Genomic DNA, 23,254 nt, shown 5'->3' on the forward strand with positions numbered 1-23,254 from the left:
ATGCGCTGGAAGCAACGTCCGCAGGGTTCCAACTGGGGCGATTTCGGGCCCGACGACCAGCTGGGCCGCGTCAACCTGATCGGCCCCGAACAGGTCGTCAAGGGCGCGCGCGAGGTGCAGGCCGGCATCAGCTTCTGCCTGTCGCTGCCGCTGGACTATCCGGGCGGCAACAAGCTCAACCCGCGCCGCCACCCGCCGCAGCTGCGCCCCACCTTCCGCGACGACAGTCCCTACCTCAACTTCCCGCTGGCCCGGGTCGATCCCGCCGCCACCGACGTGATCAGCGACGACCAGGTGCTGATGTGCCTGCAGTACAGCACGCAGTGGGATGCGCTGGCGCACGTGGGCGCGCTGTTCGATGCCGACGGCGACGGCCGGCCCGAGCGCGTCTATTACAACGGCTTCCGCGCCAACGAGCATATCGTCGGCCCGGTGGACTATGCCGACGACGACCACTTCGCCGCCCATCCCTGCGGGCACGACCACAGCGCCGCGCAGGCGCTCGGCATCGAGAACTTCGCCGTCAAGGGCATGCAGGGGCGCGGCGTGCTGGTGGACCTGGCGCACGTATACGGCCAGGACTTCCGCAACGTCGGCTATGACGAGCTGATGCGCGCGCTGGACGCCGGCAAGGCCGAGGTCGAGCCCGGCGACATGCTGCTGTTGCGCACCGGCTTTGCCGAGGTGGTGCTGTCGATGCAGCGCGAGCCCGACGAAGCCGTGCTGCACCACAGCTGCTGCGCGCTCGACGGGCGCGACGACCGCCTGCTGCAATGGATCACCGATGCCGGCATCGCCGCGCTGATCGCCGACAACTACGCGGTGGAGCGCTACCCGGCCCGCCCCGCGCCCGATGGCGACAAGCACCACCCGCTGCTGCCGCTGCACCACCACTGCCTGTTCAAGCTGGGGCTGCCGCTGGGCGAACTGTGGTACCTGCGCGAGCTGGCCGACTGGCTGCGCGCCAACGGCCGCTCCCGCTTCCAGCTGACCGCGCCGCCGTTGCGGCTGCCGGGGGCGGTGGGTTCGCCGGTGACGCCGATCGCCACGGTCTAGCCAAAACAAGAGACACAACAAGCCAGAGGAGACACCATGAAGCTTCGCCATTCGATCCGACGCCGGGCCGCCGGCGTCCTCACCGTGGCGCTGGCCGCGGCGCTTGCCTGCGGCGCCGCGCACGCACAGCCCAAGGCAGCGATCTCCGACGACGTGGTCAAGATCGGCATGCTGCTCGACATGAGCGGCCTGTACGCCGACGTCACCGGCCGCGGCAGCGCCACGGCGGCGCAGATGGCCATCGACGATTTCGGCGGCAAGGTGCTGGGCAAGAAGATCGAGCTGGTGGTGGTCGATCACCAGAACAAGGCCGATATCGCCGCCAACAAGGCGCGCGAGTGGTACGACACCGGCAATGTCGATGCCATCCTCGACGTGGCCGCCTCGGCGCCGGCGCTGGCCGTGCTGGAAGTGGCGCGGCAGAAGAACCGCATCGTGGTGTTCTCGGGGCCGGGCACCGAGCGCATTACCAACGACCTGTGCACGCCGGTGTCGGTGCACTACGCCTACGACACCTACGCGCTCGCCAACACCACCGCGCGTGCCACGGTGCAGCGCGGCGGCAAGAGCTGGTTCTTCCTGACCGCCGACTACGCTTTCGGACACACGCTGCAGGACTCCGCCACCGCGGTCATCAACGAAACCGGCGGCAAGGTGCTCGGCGCCGCGCGCCACCCGATCGGCGCCAGCGACTTTGCCTCGTACCTGCTGCAGGCGCAGGCCAGCAAGGCGCAGGTCGTGGGACTGGCCAATGCCGGCGGCGACACCATCAACGCGATCAAGGCGGCGTCGGAGTTCGGCCTCACGCGCAACAACGCGCAGCGCATGGCGGGCCTGCTGCTGTACATCAACGACATCCACGCCATCGGGCTGAAGACCGCGGGCGGCCTGGTGCTGACCGAAGCCTTCTACTGGGACATGAACGATGCCACCCGCGCGTGGTCGCGCCGCTATTTCGAGAAGCTGAAGAAGATGCCCAACATGAGCCAGGCCGGCGCGTATTCGTCGGTGATGCACTACCTGAAGGCCGTGCAGGCGGCGGGCACCGACGAGACTGCGGCAGTGATGAAGAAGATGAAGTCGATGCCGGTCAACGACTTCTTCGCGAAGAACGGCCGCATCCGCGAGGACGGCCGCATGATCCACGACATGTACCTGTTCGAGGTGAAGACGCCAGCCGAATCCAAATACCCATGGGACTACTACAAGGTCGTGGCGACGGTGCCCGGCGAGCAGGCCTTCATGCCGGCCTCGAAGTCGCAATGCCCGCTGCTCCGGCACTGACATGAAGGCCACCTATGTACGCGGCACCGGCAACACGCGCTTCGGCCGCATCGAGGGCAGCACGCCGCTGACGCTGATGGCGCAGGCCGCCGATGCTGCACTGGCCGATGCCGGGCTGGCGCGTGCCGACCTCGACGGCGTGCTGTGCGGCTATGCCACCACGCTGCCGCACCTGATGCTGGCGGACCGCTTCTGCGAATACGCCTCCCTCCGGCCCGCCTACGCCCACGGCGTGGCCGCGGGCGGCGCCACCGGCGGCGTAATGGCGATGCTGGCGCACGAGCTGGTGCGCGCCGGCCGCTGCCGCCATGTACTGGTGGTCGCGGGCGAGAACCGCCTCAGCGGCCAGAGCCGCGACCAGTCGATCCAGACGCTGGCGCAGGTAGGCGAACCGCATGCCGAGGTGCCCAACGGCGCCTCGGTGCCGGCCTACTACGCGCTGCTGGCATCGCGCTACCTGCATGAGACCGGCATGGATGCCGATGCGCTGTCCGGCTTTGCGGTGCTGATGCGCGAGCATGCCGCCGGCCATCCGGATGCGCACCTGCGCGAGCCCCTGTCGCTTGCCGACGCCCGTGCCGCCCGCCCGATCGCCACCCCGCTGAGACTGTCCGACTGCTGCCCGATTTCCGATGGCGCGGTAGCGGTGATCGTCTCCGCGGAACGCGGCGCCGGCACGCCGGTGCGCATCGCCGGCGCGGGCCAGGCACACCGGCACCAGCACCTGGGCGCGATCGATGACGTGATGCAGACCGGCGCCGCCGACGCCGCGCGGCGCGCCTTTGCCGAAGCCGGCGGCGACGTGGAAAGCATCGATTGCCTGGCGATCTACGACTCGTTCACCATCACCCTGGTCATGCTGCTCGAAGAACTTGGACTGGCGCCGCGCGGCCAAGCGCACGCGCGGCTGCACGCCGGCGAATTCGGCCGCGCTGGTGCGCTGCCGCTCAATACGCATGGCGGGCTGCTCGCGTTCGGCCACTCCGGCGTGGCAGGCGGGCTGATGCATCTTGCCGAAGCCGCGCGCCAGCTGGCCGGACGCGCCGGGGAACGTCAACTGAGCAAGCGCCGCCGCGCGCTGTTCCATGCCGACGGCGGCGTGCTGTCATCGCATGTCAGCCTGGTGCTGGAAGCTATGCCATGAGCCATGCCTATACCGACGGACTCGATGCCGGCGTGGTGCGCTACCAGTGCTGCGACGACTGCGGCGCATGGCAGCCGCTGGAGCGCCACGCCTGCCGCGCCTGCGGCAGCCTGCAATTGCACTGGCGCGACGCAGGCGGGCTGGCCACGGTCTATGCGGTCACCGAGATCAGCCGTGCCCCGGCCGACGCCTTCCGCCCCCTGGCGCCCTACACGCTGGTGCTGGCCACGCTGGACGAAGGGCCGCGCGTGATGGGCCATGCCGAGCCCGGCGTGGCGATCGGCGATCGCGTGCGTGCAGGGTTCCTGCGCTTCGGCGAAGGGACGCTGCTGCGTTTCCTGCGCGAGTAGCGGCCTTCAGGCGCCAGCCACCATCCCTGCCGGCGCCCCTCCACCCCAGCCGGCATCCACAACCCGGAGAACTCCCTTGGCACCGAATCGATCCCGGCGGCACGCGCTCGCCCTGCTTTCCTGCCTCGCCTTGTCCGCGGCGGCCATGCCGCCAGCGCTGGCGCAGTCCTTCCCGGCCAAGCCGATCCGGCTGGTGGTGCCCTACCCGCCCGGCGGCCCCACCGACATTGTCGCGCGCGTGGTCGGCCAGAAGCTGGCGGACAAGCTCGGCCAGCCGCTGGTGGTGGAGAACCGTCCCGGCGCCGGCGGCAATATCGGCGCCGAGGCGGTGGCCAGGGCCGCGCCCGACGGCTACACGCTGCTGGTGGCCACCACCGCGCATGCCATCAACATGACGCTATTCCGCAAGCCCGGCTACGACACGCGCAAGGACTTCGCACCGGTGAGCCTGCTCACGCGCGGCCCCCTGGTGCTGGTTACTGCGCCCGCCACGCCCGCGGGCAATGTCGCCGAGCTGATCGCGCTGGCCAGGACCAGGCCGGGCCAGGTCACCTTTGCCAGCTCCGGCAATGGCCAGTCCACCCATCTTGCCGCGGAACTGTTCAACAGCATGGCCGGTGTGCGCATGACGCACGTGCCATACAAGGGCAGCGCGCCCGCGCTGACCGACGTGATGGGCGGCCAGGCCACCGTGATGTTCGACACCATGCTGTCGGCCATGCCGTTCGTGCGCGACGGCAAGCTCAAGGCGCTGGCCGTCACGGGCGCGGCGCGCTCGCCGGCCGCGCCGGACACGCCGACCATGGCGCAGTCGGGCCTGCCTGGCTACGAGGCCAGCGCCTGGAACGCGCTGCTGGCCCCCGCCGGCACGCCCCCCGCGGTGCTCGATACGCTCGGCACGGCGCTCAAATCCGTGCTCGACGATGCGGAGGTGCGCGCGCGCTTTGCCACGCAGGGCTTTGCCGCGGAATGGACCCCGCCACCAGCGACCGCGAAGTTCCTCGACCAGGAAATCGATAAATGGTCCCGGGTCGTCAAGGCGTCCGGCGCCACCATCGACTGATCGCTACGCACAACTCACGCATCCCCCACGCATCCCTCACGCCCCCCAGTCATGACCGCTCCCCTCCAGTCCCTGCTCGCGCCCCGCTCCATCGCCGTGATCGGCGCCTCCGACAACATCCACAAGATCGGCGGCCGCCCCATCCACTACATGAAGACACACGGCTACGCCGGCACGCTCTACCCGGTCAACCCGCAGCGCGACACCATCCAGGGCCTGCGCGCCTGTCCCACTCTGGACGCACTGCCGGAAGTCCCCGAACTCGCCATCATCATCGTCGCCGGCGACGCCGCCGTGCAGGCCGTGCGGGACTGCGCGCGGCTGGGCGTGGCGGCGGCCATCGTGATCGCCTCTGGCTTCGGCGAAGCCGGTGCCGAAGGCAGGCGCCAGCAGGATGAAATGGTGCGCGCCGCGCGCGCCAGCGGGCTGCGGCTGGTCGGACCCAACAGCCAGGGGCTGGCAAATTTCGGCAGCGGCGCCATCGCCTGCTTTTCGACCATGTTCATCGAGGTGCCGCCGCAGGACGGCCCTGTCGCCGTGGTCAGCCAGAGCGGCGGCGTGGCGGCGATGGTCTACGGGCTGCTGCGCGGCCAGGGCATCGGCGTGCGCCACATGCATGCCACCGGCAACCAGGCCGACATCACCGTCAGCGAGCTGGCGCTGGCGGTGGCGCACGATCCCGGCGTGCGGCTGGTGCTGCTGTACCTGGAAAGCCTGTCCGACCCCGAGGTACTCGCCGAGGCCGCGCGCGTGGCGCGGGCGCGCAATGTGCCGGTGGTGGCGGTCAAGGCCGGACGCTCGCAGGACGGGCAGCGCGCCGCCGCGTCGCACACCGGCGCCATCGCCAACGAGGACCGCGCGGTTGATGCCTTCCTGCGGCGCCATGGCATCTGGCGCGTGGACGATGCGCACGCGCTGGCGCGCTGCGCGCCGATGTACCTGCGCGGCTGGCAGGCCGAGGGCCGGCGGCTGGTGGTCGTCAGCAATTCCGGCGCGAGCTGCGTGATGGCCGCCGATGCCGCGCCGTCGTGCGGGCTGACGCTGGCGCCGCTGTCCGATGCCACGCGGGCCGCGCTGGCGGAGCGCCTGCCCGGCTTTGCCGCCACCGCCAACCCGGTCGACGTCACCGCGGCGCTGCTGACCAACAGCGCGTTGTTCGGCGAGGTGCTGCCGGTGGTGGCGCGCGATCCCGCCGCCGACCTGTTCCTGCTGGATGTTCCCGTCTCCGGCATGGGCTACGACGTGCCGCGCTTTGCCCGCGATGCCGCGGCGTTTGCCGACACCGCCGGCAAGCCCATCGCGGTGGCCGTATGGCAAGCGCCTGTGGCCGACGCTTTCCGGCAGGCCAACGTTCCGACCTACGCCAGCACAGCCGAAGCGCTGGGAGCCTTCTCGCAACTGGTCTCGCACCAGCAACGGCTGCGGCAGATCACGGCCGAAGGGGAGCCGCCACGACCCGCCGCACCTGCCTTGCCCGCGTCACCGGAGCAGAGCACGACGCTGAGCGAAGCCGCCAGTCTTGCGCGTCTCGCGGCAGCAGGCATGCCGGTGGCCGAACACTATCTTTGCCGCGACGTGGACGCCGCGGTGGCCGCGTGGCGGCGCATCGGCGCACCGGTGGCGGTCAAGGCAAGCTCGCCGCAGGTGCCGCACAAGAGCAAGCATGGGCTGGTCGCGCTGCACTGCAATGACCCCGAGGCGGTAGCTAGCGCATTCACGGCCCAGACGCGCACCCTGCGGGCAATGGAAGCGCATTGCGAAGGCATGGTGGTCGCCCGCATGACGCGTGGCCAGCGCGAATGCATGATTGGCGCGAACTGGGATCCCGTGTTCGGCGCGGTGCTGGTGATCGGAGACGGCGGCAAGTATGTCGAGACGCTGCGCGATACCGCCGTGCTGCTGGCGCCGTGCAGCGAAGCCGACGTCGCCCGCGAGCTGGGCGGGTTACGGATCGCGCCGCTGCTGCGCGGCGTGCGCAATGAGCCGGCGGTCGATATCGCCGCGCTGTGCCGGCTGGCGGTGCAGGTCGCCGACCTGGTCCATGCGGCCGGCGGCGCGATCCGCTCGGTCGACCTCAACCCCGTGATGGCGGGCGCCGACGGCGTGGTCGTGGTCGATGCGCTGATCGAGGTGGTGGAGGTGGAGGCGGAGCCTGTGCTTGCGCACTAGGATTGCATGACCACCAGCATGCCGTAGAACAGGATGGCCAGGAACAGCGTCTCAAGGACCATCAGCGCCACCGGCTTCCAGCCGACGGACAGGATCTCCTTGAGATGCGTCTTCATGCCGATTGCCACCATCGCCATGACCAGACACCACTGCGAGGCGAACTGCCCCGCCTTGACCAGTGCCGCAGGCAGCCAGCCCGTGCTGTTGATCGCCACCAGCACCGCAAACGCCACGGCAAACCACGGCAGCAGCGGCGGACGCGGCCCCTTTCCGGCGTCCCCTTGCGCCCGCTGATGCCGCTGCGACAGCCATGCGGCCAGCGCGATCACCGGCAGCAGCATGGCCACCCGCATCAGCTTGACCAGCGTAGCCGCATCCCCGGCTTCTTGCGAGATGCTGTAGCCCGCACCCACAACCTGCGCCACATCATGGATTGTCCCGCCGATGAAGGCTCCGGCCTGCAGCGAAGGCAGCGCCAGCAATTGCGCCAGCATCGGGTATAGCACCATCGCCACCGTGGACAGCGTGCTGACGGAGATCACCGTAAACAGCGTCGCACGCTCCTTCAAGGGATGCTGGGGCATGGCCGCCGACAGGGCAAGCGCCGCGGACGCGCCGCAGATTGCGACAGCGCCTCCGGTGAGCAAGCCGAAGAAGGTCTGGAACCCCATCATTCGCGCCAGCACGATGCCGCACAATATCGTCAGCGCCACCGCCAATACCACCATGGCAAGGGAGTGCCAACCCAGCGCGGCCACCTGCGAGGCGGTAATCCGCAATCCCAGCAGGGCCACGCCCAGCCGGAGCACCTGCTTGGCGCTGAAGTCAATGCCGGAAGCAGCGGAAGATTCCTGGGACAGGAAGTTCAGCGCCATGCCCAACAGCAAGGCGAACAGCATCACCGGCGCCTGGTAATGCCCGGCAAGCGACATGGCGGCCACGGTTACCACCGCGCTGATGGCCATGCCGGGCAAATAGCCCCGGAAGGTGCTTAGCAGGCTCGGGTTCAGGAATCTTGTGGGCAAGGAGGTCTCTCCGATGCATCGATGAAGGTGGCCACCCATCTCGATATCAGGCCCGCCATCTGCGCCATCCGGGAAACGCTGGCGGACACACTATGCAATTTCCCACGTAGCAAGCATGCCGCAACAAGTCCAGCATAGCCTGTGCAAACGATGCCAGTGGCTTTGCATTACATGCCACCGCCGGCAACACCCAACACCCCGAGTGCACGCGGCGCTACCGGCGGTGTGAATCTTTGCCTACAGTAAAGGGGGCGGCCGTTGGCCAGTCTGCCGGCGCCGCCTCGCCGTCCGGTCTCACCCGGAGAGTGCCTGCCGCCCGGGATCCCAGGATCGATGCCATCGCACCCGACACGGTGGGCGGGCATCGTTGTAGACCTTCGCCATGGGCAGGCCGCCGGGGTGCACGCCAGTGTTGACCACTTCCCTCGATTCCGAAGCCACCGATGCGCGGCCGCGCTTGCTCGATACCGTCGACCGCGTGTGTGAGATGTGCTTCGGCCTGTTTATGGCATTGACGTTCGTGGGCGCGGTGTCGGTCGTTGGCGCGCCAGCCGATGCCTCACGCACGATGTTCTACACGGCGCTGGGCTGCAACCTGGCCTGGGGGCTGGCTGACGCAGTGATGTACCTGGTGCGCACGCTGACGGAACGCGGCCGCAGGCTGTCCCTGGTCAAGGCGGTGCACAATGCCGGCGACCCGGCTGACGCCATCGGGCGCTTGCGCGAGGCGCTTTCGCCGGCCTTGCGCACCCTGGTCGACGATGCCCAGCTGGAAGCGGTGCGAGGCCGCATCGAGCAACACCCCGGCTTGCCCGCGCGTCCTGCACTGGTCCCACAGGATTTCCTGGCAGCCGCCGGGATCTTCGTGTTAGTGGTGCTTGCCACCTTCCCGGTAGCCTTGCCCTTCATGTTGTTCTCGGACGTCCCGACCGCGCTGCTGGTCTCGCGCGTGCTGACCATCCTGATGCTGTTCGGGGCTGGCATCGCCCTTGGTCGCCATGCCGGCTTCGGCGGATGGATAGCGGGGGTGGCGATGACAGTGGTCGGCATCGCGCTGACCATGGCCATCATCGCGCTTGGGGGCTGACCATGCATGCCGAGAGAATGGCAGCACGGCTGGCCGCCCCCTGGCTGCTGCTGGCCGCGGTAACCGCGCCGCTACCGTTGCGCGCTGCCGAAGACGGCGCGCCGTCTGCGACCGCCTCTGAGACCGCTCCTGCGACCGCTCCTGCGACCGCGGAGACGCCGGGCTGGAGCGGCGGGGTTTCGGCCTACCTCAACCTGCCGCGCGGCAGCGAATCCTACGTCACCGGCATCGCCATCGCCAAGCGCGGCGCGTTGCACCTGGAGGCGCGCAGCAATTACGAAGGCATGGATGCCTATTCGTTCTTCGTCGGCTACAACCTCGGCTGGGGGGACGCGTTGCGCCTGGACTTCACCCCGATCCTGGGCGTGGTCACCGGCAGCGTACACAGCGTCGTCGGCGGCTTCGAGGCCACGCTGACCGGCCGCCATTTCGATGCCTATGTCGAGTTCGAGTACGTGCCTGACGCCGAGCCGTCCGGCTATGCCTATGCGTGGAGCGAGCTGGCCTGGCGTCCACGTGACTGGCTGCGGCTGGGCCTTGCGGCCCAGCGCACGCGCGTGCCGGACAACGACCGCAACTTGCAGCGGGGCGTGTTTGCGCAAGTAAAGGGCAAGCACATCTCGGGCGCAGTCTATTGGTTCAATCCCGCCGCGGATGATCAGATCGCCGTGGTCTCGGTAGCGCTGAGCTTCTGACGCGGCCGACAGCCTTCCGCAAGCTGCTTACACATCGCCTCTACCTACACCCTCTTCGAGCGCCAGGGTCACCACGCGCAGCGTGGCATCGCCTGGACACTGTACGTCGGCAAATCCAAGTCGTTTTGCCAGTCGCCGCATGCCGGTATTCGACGACAAGACATAGCCTTCCATGTGCCGGAAGCCGCGGCGCCGTGCGATGGCGATCAGTGTCCCCAGCAGTGTGCTGGCCAGGCCAAGCCTGTGCCAGTCGTCGGCAACGGTCACGGCAAACTCGCAGGTATCGCTGCCCGGCGCCGCGGCGTAGCGCGCGCCGCCCACGATAGATGGCCCCTCTTTTCCCGTGGCTAGCGCTACCAGCGCAAACTCCCGCTCTAGCGCGGGATGCGTCGCATGTTCGAGCATCGCCTCCGGAAGCTCTCGCATGGCGGCCATAAACCTGGTGTAACGCGCGTCTGCCGAAAGCCTGTTGAATGCCGCCAGCAAGCCGGGCTTGTCGTCTTCGGTAATCTCCCGCACCAGCACTTCCCGGCCATCGCCCAGGGGCACGTTGAATGGCGCGAAGTTTGTCGCTTCAGACTTGTCTTGCATGGCAATAGTGCTCGTAAAGAAGAAAGCGAATCTGTTGAATCGATCCCGCAGCATCTGATATTAGAACTTCTGGCGCAATTTGACGCGCGGTTTCGGCTGCGAGCGCCTAGAATGCTGAGTGAGCCAAGGCTCACAGAAGTTCGATTAGAAACTTTTCCTACGCCAGAAATTCAGGCACACATAATGTCTTGAGGAGAGCGATATGACCGCACGCAAATTGCCCGCAGTTGGTTGCGCAGTCCTGATGGCACTGGTTTCCATTGGCGCGGCTGCCCAGCCCGCCTCGGCCCCACAGGGGGCGGCGTCAGCCGAGGTGCCCAAGGCCCCGCCGACTACGGCCCAGGCCAAGGCCCTGATTGCCGAGCGGTTCAAGGCGGCCGACGCCAATCATGACGGCAAGCTGAGCCGTGACGAAGCGCAGGCGGGAATGCCCCAGGTCTACCAGAACTTCGACAAGATCGACGTCAAGAAAAAGGGCAATGTCACGGAGCGCCAGATCGGTGCGTACTGGATGAAGAAAACCAAGGATCAGATGCAAAAGGAAGATCCGATCTGGAATTGAAGGCACTGCAGCAATTAGCGGGAAATACTCAAAGGACGATGGGGCGGGAGGAATGGAGTAGTACCGCCCGCCCCCTGTCGGCCGGGGCTTGCATAACCCAGGGATGCGAGCGCGAGCGCCGCCCGGCTTCTAATATTTAATGTCCCGAGCGGTCTCGCGGCCCTGTTGCGCCTGCTCCGTCGCCCATGACACGCTGATAAATGTGGCATTGGCAAGCACCGAAGCTGCCACCAGAGAAATCAGCCGCACAGAATAGTAATGGCGCATATCACCTCCCCGATGGATCACCCTTCTTCCGTCAAACTACTTTAGTTTCCGCATGGAAGCCTGGCTAGCTGGTACGGTCGCGCATAGCCCCCGTTTCACGCCATGATATTGACGCCGCCATCCACATACAGCGTTTCGCCCGACAGCCGCCGGGCGTACGGCGTAGCCAGGAAGGCGCAGGTGTACCCGACATCCATGATGTCGACCAGCTCGCCTAGCGGAGCGCGTTCCACGGCGTCGGCAAGCATCAGGTCGAATCCCTTCAGCCCTGATGCTGCGCGGGTCTGCAGCGGCCCGGGCGAGATCGCATGCACGCGGATGCCGCGTGGGCCCAGCTCGTACGCGAGGTAGCGTGACACCGCTTCCAGCGCCGCCTTCACCGGACCCATGACGTTGTAGTTCGGCACAACCTTGTTGGCGCCGTGGTAGCTCATGGTAAGCATGGTGCCGCCATCGGCCATCAGCGGCGCTGCCAGCCGGGCCATGCGCACGAAGGAGTGGCAGGACACATCCATGGCCCTGGCAAAGCCTTCGGCGGAGCAATCGAGCAGGCCGCCCTGCAGATCTTCCTTCGGCGCCCAGGCGACCGAATGCACCAGGATGTCGAGCTTTCCCCATTGCTCTGCAATTCGCGCGAACAACGCGTCCATTTCCGCCTGGCTCGTGACATCCAGCGGGAGAAAGATGGAAGCGTCAAGCTGCTGCGCGAGCGGCTCGACATACTGGCGCGCCTTTTCGCCGGCATAAGTCATCGCGATCTCCGCGCCCAGTTCGCGGAAGGCCTTGGCGCACCCATAGGCAATGGAATGTTCGTTCGCAATCCCGCAGACCAGTGCGCGGGCGTTGGCGAGGATCGGATGTTGCTGCGCTGCAGTCATGTCACTCTCCGGATTCATCATTGCCAGTGAGCCGTCGGACCATGCCGGTCCCTGATCGGCAACGGCGGCGGTCATTGTGCGGGCGCTGCGAGGACCTCCCTGGTATGCCGGGCAATCATCAGCTCCTCGTTGGTCGGGATGACCCAGACCGGGACCTTGCCCGAAGCCGGGCTGATGCGCGGCCCGTCGCTGGCGTTCGCCGCAGAATCGACGCTAACCCCCAGCCATGCCGCCAGCTGGCATACGCGCTCGCGGATCGGCGCGGCATGCTCGCCAATGCCCGCGGTAAAGACCAGCGCGTCCAGCCCCTGCGCGGCGGCGGCCAGCGAGCCAAGCTCACGGGCGATGCGGTACGTGTACAACTCCACCGCAAAGCGGGCCTGCGCATCGTCGCTGGCGAGCAGCGCGCGCATGTCGCTCGACAAGCCGGAGACGCCAAGCAGCCCGGATTTTCGGTAAATCATGTCCTCGATGGCGTGGGCATCCATGCCCAGCTCGCTGATCAGGTACAGGATCACGCCCGGATCGAGGCTGCCGCATCGGGTCCCCATCGGCAGGCCGTCCACCGCGGTAAAGCCCATGGTGCTGGCGACGCTGCGCCCTGCCACCAGCGCGCACATGCTGCTGCCGTTGCCGAGGTGCGCCACCACCGTGCGGCCCGCGGCAGCGCCCGCATCGACACTTGGGAGGACGCTGGCGATGTACTCGTAGGACAGTCCGTGGAAGCCATAGCGCCTGACGCCGCGCGCGGTGATCTCCGCCGGCAAGGCGAATGCCTGTGCCACTTCCGGCTGCGCCCGATGGAAGGCGGTATCGAAACAGGCGACCTGCGGAAGCTCCGGACGCCGCTCGGCGAGGATGCGGATCGGCTTCAGGTTGTGGGGCTGGTGCAAGGGAGCGAGCGGGCAAAGCGTGTCCAGCTCGGCCAGCAGCGCATCGGTCACCCTTGCCGGCTGGGTGAAGCGTACTCCGCCATGCACCACCCGGTGCCCCACCGCGCTCAGCGTATGCCCTTCCCCGTGGCCACGCAGGAAGTCCGCCAGGAAGGCGATGGCCCCCTCGTGCCCGAGCTCGGTGCCGGCGTCCCACCGCCTGGATTCGATCTCGGCGCCCGCCGCGTCGGTCGCGCGAAAGGCCGGCGCCGTATAGAGACCTTCGAGGCTGCCGCGCAGGACGAGCCTCAGTGCGTCCTCATGGATGTCATAGGCGCAATACTTGATGCTCGACGAACCCGCATTCAGGACCAGGATCAGTTCGGCCATGGCATCACCCCGAAACCTGGCCGGAATCCCGGCGTGCCTTGGCCACCAGTGCGGCCACCGCGCACGAAGCCAGCCGGGTCGTGACGGAGTCGGCGCGACTGGTCAGGATGATCGGGACCCGCGCACCGAGCACGATGCCGGCGGCATCGGCGCCGGCCAGGAAGGTCAGGCTCTTGGCCAGCATGTTGCCGGCGTCCAGATCCGGCACCAGCAAGACATTGGCGCGCCCGGCCACCGGCGAATCGATCTTCTTGATCCGTGCCGCATCCAGGTTGATGGCGTTGTCCAGGGCAAGCGGCCCGTCGACGACGGCACCGGTAATCTGGTGGCGATCGACCATCTTGCACAACGCGGCGGCATCGAGCGTGGATGGCACCTTGGGGTTGACCGTCTCCATCGCCGAAAGAATCGCCACGCGCACCTCCTTGACCCGCAAGGCATGGGCCAGGTCAATCGCGTTCTGCAGGATGTCGGCCTTTTCGGCCAGCGTCGGGGCTATATTGACGGCGGCGTCTGTGACGATCAACGCGTCCTCGTGCCCGGGCACATCCATCACGAAGCAGTGGCTGATGCGCCGGGCGGTGCGCAAGCCGCTGTCGCCCCTGACCACGGCTCCCATGAGCTCGTCGGTGTGCAGGCTGCCTTTCATCAGCGCCTCGGCCTTGCTTTCGCGCACCAGTTGCACGGCGGCAGTCGCCGCCGCATGGCTATGCTCGGCGTCGACGATCGGATACTCGCGGATGTCGATGCCGGCGGCCCGCGCGGCGTCCTCGATCCGCGAACGTGGCCCCACCAGGATCGGTGCGATCAGGCCCAGCCGGGCGGCCTCTACCGCCCCTTCCAGCGAAGCCTGGTCGCACGGGTGCGCCACCGCGGTTGGCGTAGGCGGCATGGTCTTGCAGTAATCAATCAGACGCTGGTACTTCTCATGCTTGGCATTCATGGGTTACTCCTGCGCCAGGATCGTCGGTTTCGGTAGGCTGCGCGGCATGTGCCCGCTGCCCGCTCGCTAGGAGGCGCGGCTGAGCGGCACGGCCGCACCGCGCGCGCGCTCCGGCCTGGCGCCCAGCACCGTGCGGATCCGCTCCAGCATTGCCGCCTGCTCGGCAGTGGGCGTCGCGCCAAGCAGGCGCTCATCGGCATGCAGCTTCTCCGCCAGCGCCTGCAGCCGCTGGCGGTCGGCCTGATGCCTGAGCAAGGCCGGCAGCGCCGCGAGCGCCTGCTCGGGCGCGTACCGCGTGATCAGTTCCTGCTGGCCGCGGATCTTGCGCCAGGCGTGCGGCTCCAGTTCCGGCAGCAGATCCGCATAGTCCGTGACCAGTTCCTTGCGCAACTCGAGCCGGGACAGCGGCAGGGGCTCACCCTTGCGGCTCAGCAGGCATGCCAGCCGGGCCGTGGCCTCGGCGTATCCGCCCTCTCCCACGGCGGCCAGCGCCGCCTGGACTTCCGGCAGGTCCTGCGGCGCGGTGGCCGCTGGCGCACCCGTGCGGGCGGGAGTCTCGCTCCTGGGCTTGAACGGGAACAGGTTGGCGTACACATTGAAGAAGGTGTATTCGGTCATCGCATCGCGCACGGCACGGTATGCGTCCAGTCCGGCGCTGAGCATTTCCGCGCCTGCCTGCTCCTGCTGCCGCAGCGGATGCTCCGGTTCCAGCGTTTGCCGGTTGGCGCGGACCATGTCGGCGGCTGGCTTAAGCCACGCCATCCACGGATTCAGGTCCGAAAACAGCCAGTTCTGCACGCGCAACGGATGGAATTCGCGCAGCACGCGCGCTGTCATGTCATTGGAAAGCGCCTGGACGTAAGGCTGCGCGAACAGCTCGTAGGCGCGCTGCGTGAAGTCCGACAGGTTGGCGACCGTCTCGAACGGCTTCTCGTCGACGCGCTCGAAGCGGTTAAGCCTGCTGGCAATCTCCTCGAGCGAGTGCTCCTCGAATTCAACCTCATACTCCACGCCCTCGCTGCCCTTGCGCTCGTGGATAACCATGCCGTAGAGCCCCGGCGGCAGCAGTTCGATGCTCTTGAGCACCGAGACGATCTGCGCATGCTCCTTCTGCGCGACCTTGCCGGAGACAAAGATGCCGAGATGGCCGACACTCCGGTGCATCATGCCGACAATCACCTGGCCGCGAGCCTTGATCTCCTCGGTACTGCCGTAGATGTCAACAACCCAGTTGAAGGCCTGCTGTGGCGGGGTGATGTTGTCGCCCATCGAGGCAAACAGGACGATAGGCGCGCGGATCTCGCGCAGATCGAACGCCTTGCCGCTGGCCGCCTTGACGTCTCCGCTCCAAAGCCTGTTGCCGACGAACAGATTGCGCGTGATCCATTCGATCTCCTCGCGGTTCATCAGGTAGTAGCCGCCCCACCAGCGTTCGAACTCCAGAAAGCGCGGCGGCTCGGTATCGGCCTTTTTGTACAGGTTGTAGTACTTGTCCCAGAGACTGTTGGCCGGATTCAGGTTCTCGAAGTTCTGGACCAGCCAGGCGCCGTCGAACTTGCCGTTGCCAAGGTCCGCCGTGTACGAAGCGAGCCATGTTCCACCCAGGAGCCCGCCGGAATAGCGCATCGGGTTGTCGCCCTCGCCCTCGCTCCAGGCACCGCTCCAGTACGACATCGGCGCGCCGTTGATCACGATCGGTCCGGTGTCATCCGGGTCCGAGGCGCCGAGCATCATCGCAGCCCAGCCGCCCTGGCAATTGCCGATGATGGCCGGCTTGGCGCTGTGCGGATGCAGCGAACGCACCTTCTTGATGAACTGTTGCTCGGCCTCGCATACGTCCAGCAGGGTCTGTCCCGGCTCGGGATCGCGAAAGAAGATGACGAAGTACACCGGATGACCCGCACGCATTGCCACGCCCACCTGCGAGTCGTCCTTGAAACCGCCGATGCCTGGGCCATGGCCCGCGCGCGGATCGATGATGACGTAGGGGCGGCGGCTGTCATCGATCTTCACGCCATCGGGCGGCGTGATCTTCAGAAGCGCATAGTTGACGGGCCGTTCGAACTGGCGCCCATCCAGGACCGTCTCGTAGCCGAAATGCAGGACCGGCTTGAGGCCCTGCATGGTGTTTTCGACAAAGTTGTTGCCCCGTTGCCTGAGCGTGTCCCAGAACAGGATGGCACGCTGCATGCTGTCGATGGCATAGGCATAGCCGCTCATCGGGTCCATGCCGGCCATCGCCCTGGACGGACCGGTGCCCGGATCTCCAACGGCTTGCTGCATGCGGCCACTATAGGCCTCCTGCGCATGCTTCAGCCGCTTTTGCAGCACCATGCCGGTCTTGAGACCAACTTCACGCGCGTGAACCAGTTGCTTTGCTGCGTCCATGCCGTTCTCCGCTAGACAATTCTGTGACAGGGGAGCCAAGGAAGCGGGGCGGCCCCGGTTCGACACGATTCCGCGCCCCGACCGCGGCCACCAGAAGGGGGCCAGGGGGCCACATGGTTGGCGCGCCTGGCCTGGGATAATCCTGCGCTGCTACTTGCCTGCGGCCGGCTGGACGGACACAGCAACGGCCTCGGTATAGACCGCTTCGACCCGGTCGCCCTTCTTGATTTCCTTGAGACGTTCCGGATCCTCCACCATAAGGTCCACGGTGCGTCCTTTCGGACCTTTCAGGGTTACGGTCCTGGCGCTGGTGTTGACCGCGACAACGTCCGCTGTGACGGTAACTTCCCGCCCGACCGTGCCGCCTGGCTTGGCTCCCGGCGCGGCACGGTCCGAGATCTCGCGCTCAGTCATTGCAAGCGGGCCCTTCCCCTTCTTGAGGCTCATGGTCAGCGCTTCCTTGTACTCGATCGTGACGGTATCGCCGACCTTGAGTTGCTCGAAGTTCCTCGCCTCCGGTCCCACGACAAGATCCGTGGTCTTGCCATCGGCGGATTTGAGCGAGACCGTTCGCGTCGGCGCATCGATCTTGACGATCCTGGCGGTGAGCTTCGCCGTGCCGGTCGCTGTCGCCTGTCCGGGTGACTGCGTGACACCCACGCGGGTTTCGGGTTGCGCCCACGCAGAAGCGGCCGCCGCCACCATCACCGCCGCAGCCAATAGGGTTGTCCGTTTCATGCTGATTTCCTCTGATCAGGTTTGCACTACGCTCATCCGAAATTGCCGCCCCTCGCTTCAGGTGAAGCGCTCTCTCGGCACGAGGGCGGTGATCTTGTGGCTTTTCCGGAACATGTCGGGGATGCGCCCGCGGGGCGTGTCCAGGGTGTCAGCTCCAAACTCTAGCGTCAGCCGCGATGGCAGCCGTACTGAATCTTTTCGGACGATGAGATAAGAAAAGTTTCCGTCTCGGGAGGCCCAATGAATGAGTGAGCATCCGATTGGACTCTGCCTGCTCTAAGCTGAACTGGCGAGGAGACCAATCGACTGGAGAATGATCATGCGTTATCGCCTGTGCGCCTGCTTGACCGCTATCTTGGCGACCCTTGTGCTGGGCGCCTGCGCTAGCCTTCGGCCCCTTGAAACGGCACAGGGGATGCTCGGCGGCCCGCAGAGTGCCGTGCGAGATACGTTCGGGGCTCCCACGGAAACCTTCCAGCTCGCTGACGGCACTACCCGGTGGATCTATTCGAAGCAGCCGCTCGGCTTTGAAGTCTACGCGGCAGACTTCGACGCAAACGGCAAGCTGACAAGGTTTCGGCAGATGCTGACCGAGAAAGAGATTTACGAGGCGCGCCCCGGGGTGTGGACCAAGCAGGATATTGCCGAGCGCTTTGGCCATCCGCGCGAGCCCATCGAGTATTACCCGCTGATGAAGCGCGAAGCCTGGTCCTACCGGCTCTATGCGGGTGCTTACATGCCGGCGCATTTCAGCGCCTACTTTGATGAACGCGGCGTGCTCGACCGGACCATGATCATTGTCGACGCGATCGGAGGCGACGCGCGCGACAGTAGCAAGTAGGTACGGCCTTGGCATCGCTAACGCGCTTTGCCTGCCGCATCCGATGTTGCCTGCGGCAACAACTTTAGTGTCAGGCTACATGCGGCGAAACGTCGGAGCGGGTCCGTTTCTTGTCAAAGATGGCCACCAGTATCAGGCCAAGGGACGGGCTGAACAGCATCGAGAATGCCGTCCAGGCGACACCGGAGCGTCCCAGCGCATTGGCAACGAACCCGACTGAAATGGAGAAGATCAACCAGCAAGCGATAGCGAACATGACTCAAGCACGAATGGGATCCGAGGGGGCGTCGCCGAAACGGGGGAAGGAGAGCGACGGCTTCCACCAGTTTCGGAAATCCTGGCCCATGCGTTTGATTTCCCGGGACAAAATCTTTGCAATTCGGGACAGCCGGGAAAGTACTACACCGGCTTCCCGCGCCACCGGGCGTTCTCGCTATCGCCGCCGCGATCACTCCATGGCGTGTCCTGGCTGCCAGGAGATCACCAGCAACGGCTTCAACCCGCCGGAAGCCAGCCCGCCCGACATCCCGAGCAGCGAGCCTGCCCCGATATGAGCTCGTAGCCAGAACGGCACAGACTTTTCTTGCATCCACCAGAATACTGTATATATTTACAGTACCTGTATGGATAAACAGTAGGAGTCTGGCCATGGAACACCTGATCCGCGTGCAAAACGACTACGACCGCCAGGTGCTGGGCTGGCTGCGCGGGCGCATCGGCGATGCCGCGCTGCAGACCGTGGCCCTGCGCCTGGGCCGCGAGCGCAAGCCTTACCTGTCGACGATCTGCCGCAGCCTCGGCATCCGCCCGCCTGGCCGGCGCCAGTTCGCCGCAGAGGCAGCGCGCATGCACCGGACCGTGGGCGACCAGTACCTGGCCCGCATCCGCGAGATCCTGGGCCAGCGTCCGGGCGATCCGGCCAAGGATGCCGCATGCCGCTGAACCCGCCAGCGCGGCGCACCAACGTGCGATAAGCCCCGTTGCCAGCATTGGCTCGGGGCTTTTTCTTTGGTCCGGCCGGCGCACCTATCCGCAGCCTCGTCGGCGCGCGACTGACTATGATCAGAGTTATGCGCCCGCCCATGCGCGGCGCTCCTACGCAACCACCGGACACTGTCATGAGCAAGATCGGATTTATCGGGCTTGGCGTGATGGGCAAGCCCATGGCGCAGCACATCGTCGACGGCGGGCATACCGTGTTCGCCCATACCCGCAGCGGCGTGCCGCAGGCCCTGCTGGACGCGGGCGTGCAGGCATGCAGCAGCGCCGAGGAATTGGCGCGGCAGTCGGAAACCATCATCCTGATGCTGCCCGACACGCCCGACGTGGAGCAGGTCCTGTTTGGCAAGGAAGGTGTCGCCGACGGCCTTGCCGAGACGGCGGGCGGCGTCACGGTGATCGACATGAGCTCGATCTCGCCGATTGCCACGCGCGAGTTCGCGCGCTGCATCGAGGCGCTGGGCGTGGACTATGTCGATGCGCCGGTGTCCGGCGGCGAGGTTGGCGCCAAGGCCGGCACGCTGTCTATCATGGCTGGCGGCAAGCAGGAAGTGTTCGACCGCGTGCTGCCGCTGCTGCAGCTGATGGGCAAGAACATTGTGCGCGTGGGCGAAGTTGGCGCGGGCCAGGTGGCCAAGGTGGCCAACCAGGTGATCGTGGCGCTGACCATCGAGGCCGTCGCCGAGGCACTGGTGCTGGCCGCGCGCGCCGGCGCCGATCCCGCGCGCGTGCGCGAGGCGCTGATGGGCGGCTTTGCCAGCTCGCGCATCCTTGAGGTCCATGGCGAACGCATGATCAAGCGGACCTTCGATCCGGGCTTCCGCATCGCCTTGCACCAGAAGGACCTGGAACTGGCGCTATCCACCGCGCGCCAGCTGGGCGTGGGCTTGCCCAATACGGCGTCGTGCCAGCAGCTGTTCAATGTGTGCGACGGCCTGGGCGGCAGCGGCTGGGACCATTCCGCGCTGGTGCGGGCAATCGAGCACCTGTCGTCGTTCGCCATCGGCGACACGCCGCCGGCAGCCTGAGCCCGGCCGCCGCTTTGTCTGGCCTGCATAGACCCCTGGCCCGCATGCCGAGTGCGAACACCGTCCTGCAGACCACGCTGGCCATGCTGGCCTTCGCCGGCAATTCCCTGCTATGCCGGCTGGCTCTGGAAGGCACCACCATCGACGCGGCCAGCTTTACGCTGGCGCGCGTCACCGCGGCGGCCGCGGTGCTGTGGATCATCGTGGTGGTGCAGCACCGTCTGCTGCGCTCTGACACCATGGCGCGGTTCCCGCCCCTGGCCGGCAACTGGGTCTCCGCGCTGGCGCTGTTCTGTTATGCCGCGGCGTTTTCGTTCGCCTACCTGCGCCTGGGCGCCGGCACAGGCGCGCTGCTGCTGTTCGCTGCCGTGCAGGCCACCATGACGGGCTACGGACTGGCGGCCGGCGAGTCGCTGCGCATGCAGCAATGGATCGGCCTGGCGCTCGCGCTTGCCGGGCTGGTGTGGCTGTTGCTGCCGGGACTGGCCACGCCGCCGCTGTTGTCGTCGCTGCTGATGATCCTGGCTGGCGTCGCCTGGGGCATCTATTCGCTGCACGGCCGGCGCAATGCCGATCCGGTAACGACCACAGCTGGCAATTTCCTGCGCGCCGTGCCGCTGGCGCTGGCGCTGGCCGCGGTGATGCAGGCGCAGCGTTCGCTGGACCAGGCTGGCCTGGTGTACGCGCTGCTGTCCGGCGCGGTGACGTCCGGGCTTGGCTACGTGGTCTGGTATGCGGTGGTGCCGCGCCTGCGCGCGGCCACCGCCGCAACGGTGCAGCTGAGCGTGCCGATCATCGCCGCGGCGGGCGGCATCGTCCTGCTGGATGAAGCGCTGACGCTACGGCTCGCCGTCAGCGCCGTGGCAGTGCTCGGCGGCATTGCGCTGGTGATTGCCGGCAAGTCCCGCGGAGCAAGGGTGCTGCGCTAGTGTCCTGTCCCGGAAATAGCTTGCCAAACTGAAATCGTCCAGTTGGCCGTCAGGCTAGGCGCGAGGAGGCGCCATAGCCGTAGCTATGGCAACGACGAGCAACGACGCATGGCGGACAACCGGGCGATTTCAGGGTGAGCTATTTGCGGGACAGGACACTACGCCGCGCCGGCGTCGATGCTCGCCATCCCTTCGCCAAACCCGCCGCCATGGAACACCAGCGGCGCACCGGGCGACGCGCCGTAGGCCACCACCTCGACCACAAACACCACGTGATCGCCGAACCTGCGCAACGCGCGGTGCCGGCAGATAAACGTCGCCAGCGCGCCGGCCAGCAGCACTGTTCCGCACGGCCCGGGGCGGCAATCAACGCCGGCAAAGCGGTCGATATCACGCCCGGCAAAACGCCGGCACAAGGCCAGTTGTCCGCTGCCCAGCACGTTGATGGCATGGCAGGGCGCGGCGCGCAGCGCCGGCAGGCTGCCGGATTCGCGCGCCAGGCACCAGAGCAGCAGCGGTGGCGCCAGCGATACGGAAGTGAAGGCGTTGATCGTCACGCCGACCGGCCTGCCTTCCGCATCGGCCGCGGTCACCACCGTCACGCCGGTGGCGAACTGCCCGAGCGCGTCGCGCAACGCGCGCCGTGCCCCGGCGTCGTGGCCCATGCCGCCGGAGGCCCCGCCCAGGTCATCGCAGCCGCTGTCGTTGCAGGCCTCGGTGGCATACGGCAGCGGGGCCAGTGCGGGCATCATTGCGCGGCCTGCCGCACCTCGCCGGAAGGCGCATCGATATCCAGGCCCAGCGCCATGCGCCCGGCGTACTCCTGCTGCGCACCGGCCTGCAACGGATGGAAGCGCGCGCCCTGCGCATCGCGGAAGCGCCGCTCCAGCCCGGCGTCGCGATAGAAGCCCGCGCCGCCGGCCACGTCCATGGCCGCTTCCACTGTCGCCAGCACCGCGCGCGCCGCCAGCGTGCGTGCGCACATGATGCGGTTGGTGGTCACCGCACCCGGCGCTTGCCCCGCCGCTGCGTCGAACATCGTATCGAGCGCGATGCGCGCGGCTTCCGCTTCGTTGCAAAGGCGGCCGGCCGCCTCCACCGCATGCGCGTTGAGGCGGCGCTGCCGCGCCAGCCGCAGCGCGATGTCGCGCGCCGCTTCGGCAATGCCAACGTAGACCGCATAGATCAGCGGCAACGCAATCATCGAGACGGTATGCATCATCGGATGCCAGACGCCCTGCGGGCGGCGCGCGGCGACGGCGGTGTCGGGCACCAGCACGCCTTCGAGCAGCACATCATGCGAGCCCGTGCCGCGCATGCCCAGCGTGTGCCAGTTCGACATCACGCTTACACCGGGGCTCTTCATCGGCAGCGCGAAATGCAGCACCGTGGGCCCCGCGTCGGGATCGTCGTACACCGCGCAGGTCATGAACAGGTCCGCCGCCGGCGCGCCGCTGGCGAAGATCTTGCGCCCGTCCACGCGGAAGCCGCCATCGACACGCGTGGCCTTGCCGCTGCCCTGCAGCCAGTCCGAACCACCGCTGCCCAGCAGCACCATCTGCTCGCCCGCCACGCGCTTGAGCAGCCCTTCCACCGGCGCCTTCTGGTTGCGCCAGCGCCATGCCGCGGTGGCCACCGGGTGCGTGTGCATGGCAAAGGCCAGCGCGGTCGATCCGCAGTACTTGCCCAGCTCGCGCAGCACGGCGCCCAGCTCCTGGTGCGACAGGCCGGCACCGCCCAGCTCCTGCGGCACGGCGGCGGCAAAGAATCGGTGCGCACGCAGGTCGTCGTAGTTCGCGCTGACGAACTGCTCGCTCGCGTCGATCTCGGGGGCGCGGGTGTCGAAGGTGCGGCCCAGCGCCGCGGCAAGTGCGAGCCAGTCGGCCTGCGCACCTGCGCTGGCATCGGGGGCGGTAACTGTTTCCATGGTGTTGTCTCCGGCTTGTCTGAACCGT

At 67.1% G+C, this 23,254-nt stretch carries 23 protein-coding genes; 14 read left to right on the forward strand and 9 right to left on the reverse strand.

The genetic code is table 11. The annotated features are described in order from the left end of the window. The 6 genes from J8I34_RS11795 (at nucleotide 1) to J8I34_RS11820 (ending at nucleotide 7,066) form a co-directional block, all read left to right on the forward strand. The gene (locus tag J8I34_RS11795; protein ID WP_209806113.1) at nucleotides 1–1,056 is read left to right on the forward strand and encodes a cyclase family protein; all 1,056 of its coding nucleotides are present in this window, start codon (nucleotides 1–3) and stop codon (nucleotides 1,054–1,056) included. A 36-nt stretch (nucleotides 1,057–1,092) separates the two neighbouring features. Continuing rightward, nucleotides 1,093–2,340 carry an ABC transporter substrate-binding protein gene (locus J8I34_RS11800; protein WP_209806114.1) on the forward strand — a complete coding sequence of 416 codons (1,248 nt, stop codon included), beginning with the start codon at nucleotides 1,093–1,095 and terminating at the stop codon, nucleotides 2,338–2,340. Nucleotide 2,341: 1 nt separating this feature from the next. Beyond that, a complete protein-coding gene (locus J8I34_RS11805; protein WP_029049600.1) occupies nucleotides 2,342–3,484 on the forward strand; it encodes a thiolase family protein in 1,143 nt (380 codons plus the stop codon). After that, nucleotides 3,481–3,834 (forward strand): Zn-ribbon domain-containing OB-fold protein, encoded by a 354-nt coding sequence (locus J8I34_RS11810; RefSeq protein WP_029049599.1) that lies wholly within the window; start codon nucleotides 3,481–3,483, stop codon nucleotides 3,832–3,834. The genes J8I34_RS11805 and J8I34_RS11810 overlap by 4 nt, the downstream gene beginning before the upstream one ends. Before the next feature lie 76 nt (nucleotides 3,835–3,910). After that, nucleotides 3,911–4,897 carry a tripartite tricarboxylate transporter substrate binding protein gene (locus J8I34_RS11815; protein WP_209806115.1) on the forward strand — a complete coding sequence of 329 codons (987 nt, stop codon included), beginning with the start codon at nucleotides 3,911–3,913 and terminating at the stop codon, nucleotides 4,895–4,897. Nucleotides 4,898–4,948: 51 nt separating this feature from the next. After that, nucleotides 4,949–7,066 (forward strand): acetate--CoA ligase family protein, encoded by a 2,118-nt coding sequence (locus J8I34_RS11820; protein ID WP_209806116.1) that lies wholly within the window; start codon nucleotides 4,949–4,951, stop codon nucleotides 7,064–7,066. Here the strand turns inward: J8I34_RS11820 and J8I34_RS11825 are convergent. Continuing rightward, the gene (locus J8I34_RS11825) at nucleotides 7,063–8,091 is read right to left on the reverse strand and encodes a YeiH family protein (protein ID WP_371748068.1); all 1,029 of its coding nucleotides are present in this window, start codon (nucleotides 8,089–8,091) and stop codon (nucleotides 7,063–7,065) included. The genes J8I34_RS11820 and J8I34_RS11825 overlap by 4 nt on opposite strands. Nucleotides 8,092–8,500: 409 nt before the next feature. On the opposite strand from J8I34_RS11825, the gene J8I34_RS11830 reads away from it, so the two are divergent. Further along, on the forward strand, nucleotides 8,501–9,178 hold the full coding sequence (locus tag J8I34_RS11830; protein ID WP_029049595.1) for a membrane protein: 678 nt from the start codon (nucleotides 8,501–8,503) through the stop codon (nucleotides 9,176–9,178). Nucleotides 9,179–9,195: 17 nt separating this feature from the next. Further along, nucleotides 9,196–9,873: a hypothetical protein gene (locus J8I34_RS11835; protein ID WP_245175895.1), complete on the forward strand. Its 678-nt coding sequence runs from the start codon at nucleotides 9,196–9,198 to the stop codon at nucleotides 9,871–9,873. 27 nt (nucleotides 9,874–9,900) lie between these two features. Here J8I34_RS11835 and J8I34_RS11840 read toward each other — a convergent pair whose 3' ends face one another. Next, nucleotides 9,901–10,464 carry a GNAT family N-acetyltransferase gene (locus J8I34_RS11840; protein ID WP_209806118.1) on the reverse strand — a complete coding sequence of 188 codons (564 nt, stop codon included), beginning with the start codon at nucleotides 10,462–10,464 and terminating at the stop codon, nucleotides 9,901–9,903. A 202-nt stretch (nucleotides 10,465–10,666) separates the two neighbouring features. On the opposite strand from J8I34_RS11840, the gene J8I34_RS11845 reads away from it, so the two are divergent. Further along, entirely contained in the window at nucleotides 10,667–11,026 is a 360-nt protein-coding gene (locus J8I34_RS11845; protein ID WP_029049592.1) for an EF-hand domain-containing protein, read from the forward strand. Nucleotides 11,027–11,388: 362 nt separating this feature from the next. Here the strand turns inward: J8I34_RS11845 and fabI are convergent, their stop codons facing one another. The 5 genes from fabI to J8I34_RS11870 all read right to left on the reverse strand — a co-directional run bounded on the left by fabI (nucleotide 11,389) and on the right by J8I34_RS11870 (nucleotide 17,502). Continuing rightward, nucleotides 11,389–12,171 (reverse strand): enoyl-ACP reductase FabI, encoded by a 783-nt coding sequence (gene fabI, locus J8I34_RS11850; RefSeq protein ID WP_209806119.1) that lies wholly within the window; start codon nucleotides 12,169–12,171, stop codon nucleotides 11,389–11,391. Between the two features lie 71 nt (nucleotides 12,172–12,242). Then, entirely contained in the window at nucleotides 12,243–13,433 is a 1,191-nt protein-coding gene (locus tag J8I34_RS11855; RefSeq protein ID WP_209806120.1) for an acetate/propionate family kinase, read from the reverse strand. A 4-nt stretch (nucleotides 13,434–13,437) separates the two neighbouring features. Then, the gene (locus tag J8I34_RS11860) at nucleotides 13,438–14,376 is read right to left on the reverse strand and encodes a phosphate acetyltransferase (RefSeq protein ID WP_029044490.1); all 939 of its coding nucleotides are present in this window, start codon (nucleotides 14,374–14,376) and stop codon (nucleotides 13,438–13,440) included. A 66-nt stretch (nucleotides 14,377–14,442) separates the two neighbouring features. Then, entirely contained in the window at nucleotides 14,443–16,764 is a 2,322-nt protein-coding gene (locus J8I34_RS11865; RefSeq protein ID WP_209806121.1) for a DUF3141 domain-containing protein, read from the reverse strand. 150 nt (nucleotides 16,765–16,914) lie between these two features. Continuing rightward, entirely contained in the window at nucleotides 16,915–17,502 is a 588-nt protein-coding gene (locus J8I34_RS11870) for a hypothetical protein (protein WP_209806122.1), read from the reverse strand. A gap of 319 nt (nucleotides 17,503–17,821) precedes the next feature. Between J8I34_RS11870 and J8I34_RS11875 the strand changes: the two genes are divergently transcribed. From J8I34_RS11875 to J8I34_RS11895, 5 genes are all read left to right on the forward strand, one after another. After that, nucleotides 17,822–18,343 carry a hypothetical protein gene (locus J8I34_RS11875; protein WP_209806123.1) on the forward strand — a complete coding sequence of 174 codons (522 nt, stop codon included), beginning with the start codon at nucleotides 17,822–17,824 and terminating at the stop codon, nucleotides 18,341–18,343. A 221-nt stretch (nucleotides 18,344–18,564) separates the two neighbouring features. Then, nucleotides 18,565–18,897: a hypothetical protein gene (locus tag J8I34_RS11880; RefSeq protein ID WP_209806124.1), complete on the forward strand. Its 333-nt coding sequence runs from the start codon at nucleotides 18,565–18,567 to the stop codon at nucleotides 18,895–18,897. 94 nt (nucleotides 18,898–18,991) lie between these two features. Beyond that, on the forward strand, nucleotides 18,992–19,285 hold the full coding sequence (locus J8I34_RS11885; protein ID WP_029044495.1) for a CppA family protein: 294 nt from the start codon (nucleotides 18,992–18,994) through the stop codon (nucleotides 19,283–19,285). Between the two features lie 176 nt (nucleotides 19,286–19,461). Then, nucleotides 19,462–20,370 (forward strand): 2-hydroxy-3-oxopropionate reductase, encoded by a 909-nt coding sequence (locus tag J8I34_RS11890; RefSeq protein ID WP_029044496.1) that lies wholly within the window; start codon nucleotides 19,462–19,464, stop codon nucleotides 20,368–20,370. 44 nt (nucleotides 20,371–20,414) lie between these two features. Beyond that, nucleotides 20,415–21,299 (forward strand): DMT family transporter, encoded by an 885-nt coding sequence (locus J8I34_RS11895; RefSeq protein WP_209770345.1) that lies wholly within the window; start codon nucleotides 20,415–20,417, stop codon nucleotides 21,297–21,299. A gap of 158 nt (nucleotides 21,300–21,457) precedes the next feature. On the opposite strand, the gene J8I34_RS11900 is transcribed toward J8I34_RS11895, so the two are convergent. Beyond that, nucleotides 21,458–22,051, reverse strand: coding sequence for a flavin reductase family protein (locus J8I34_RS11900; protein WP_209770344.1), 594 nt, complete (start codon nucleotides 22,049–22,051; stop codon nucleotides 21,458–21,460). After that, nucleotides 22,048–23,226 carry an acyl-CoA dehydrogenase family protein gene (locus J8I34_RS11905; RefSeq protein WP_209770343.1) on the reverse strand — a complete coding sequence of 393 codons (1,179 nt, stop codon included), beginning with the start codon at nucleotides 23,224–23,226 and terminating at the stop codon, nucleotides 22,048–22,050. Before J8I34_RS11905 ends, J8I34_RS11900 begins: the two co-directional genes overlap by 4 nt. Between the last annotated feature and the right edge of the window lie 28 nt (nucleotides 23,227–23,254).

Source organism: Cupriavidus phytohabitans (assembly GCF_017815025.1).
In the GTDB taxonomy this organism is placed as follows: domain Bacteria; phylum Pseudomonadota; class Gammaproteobacteria; order Burkholderiales; family Burkholderiaceae; genus Cupriavidus.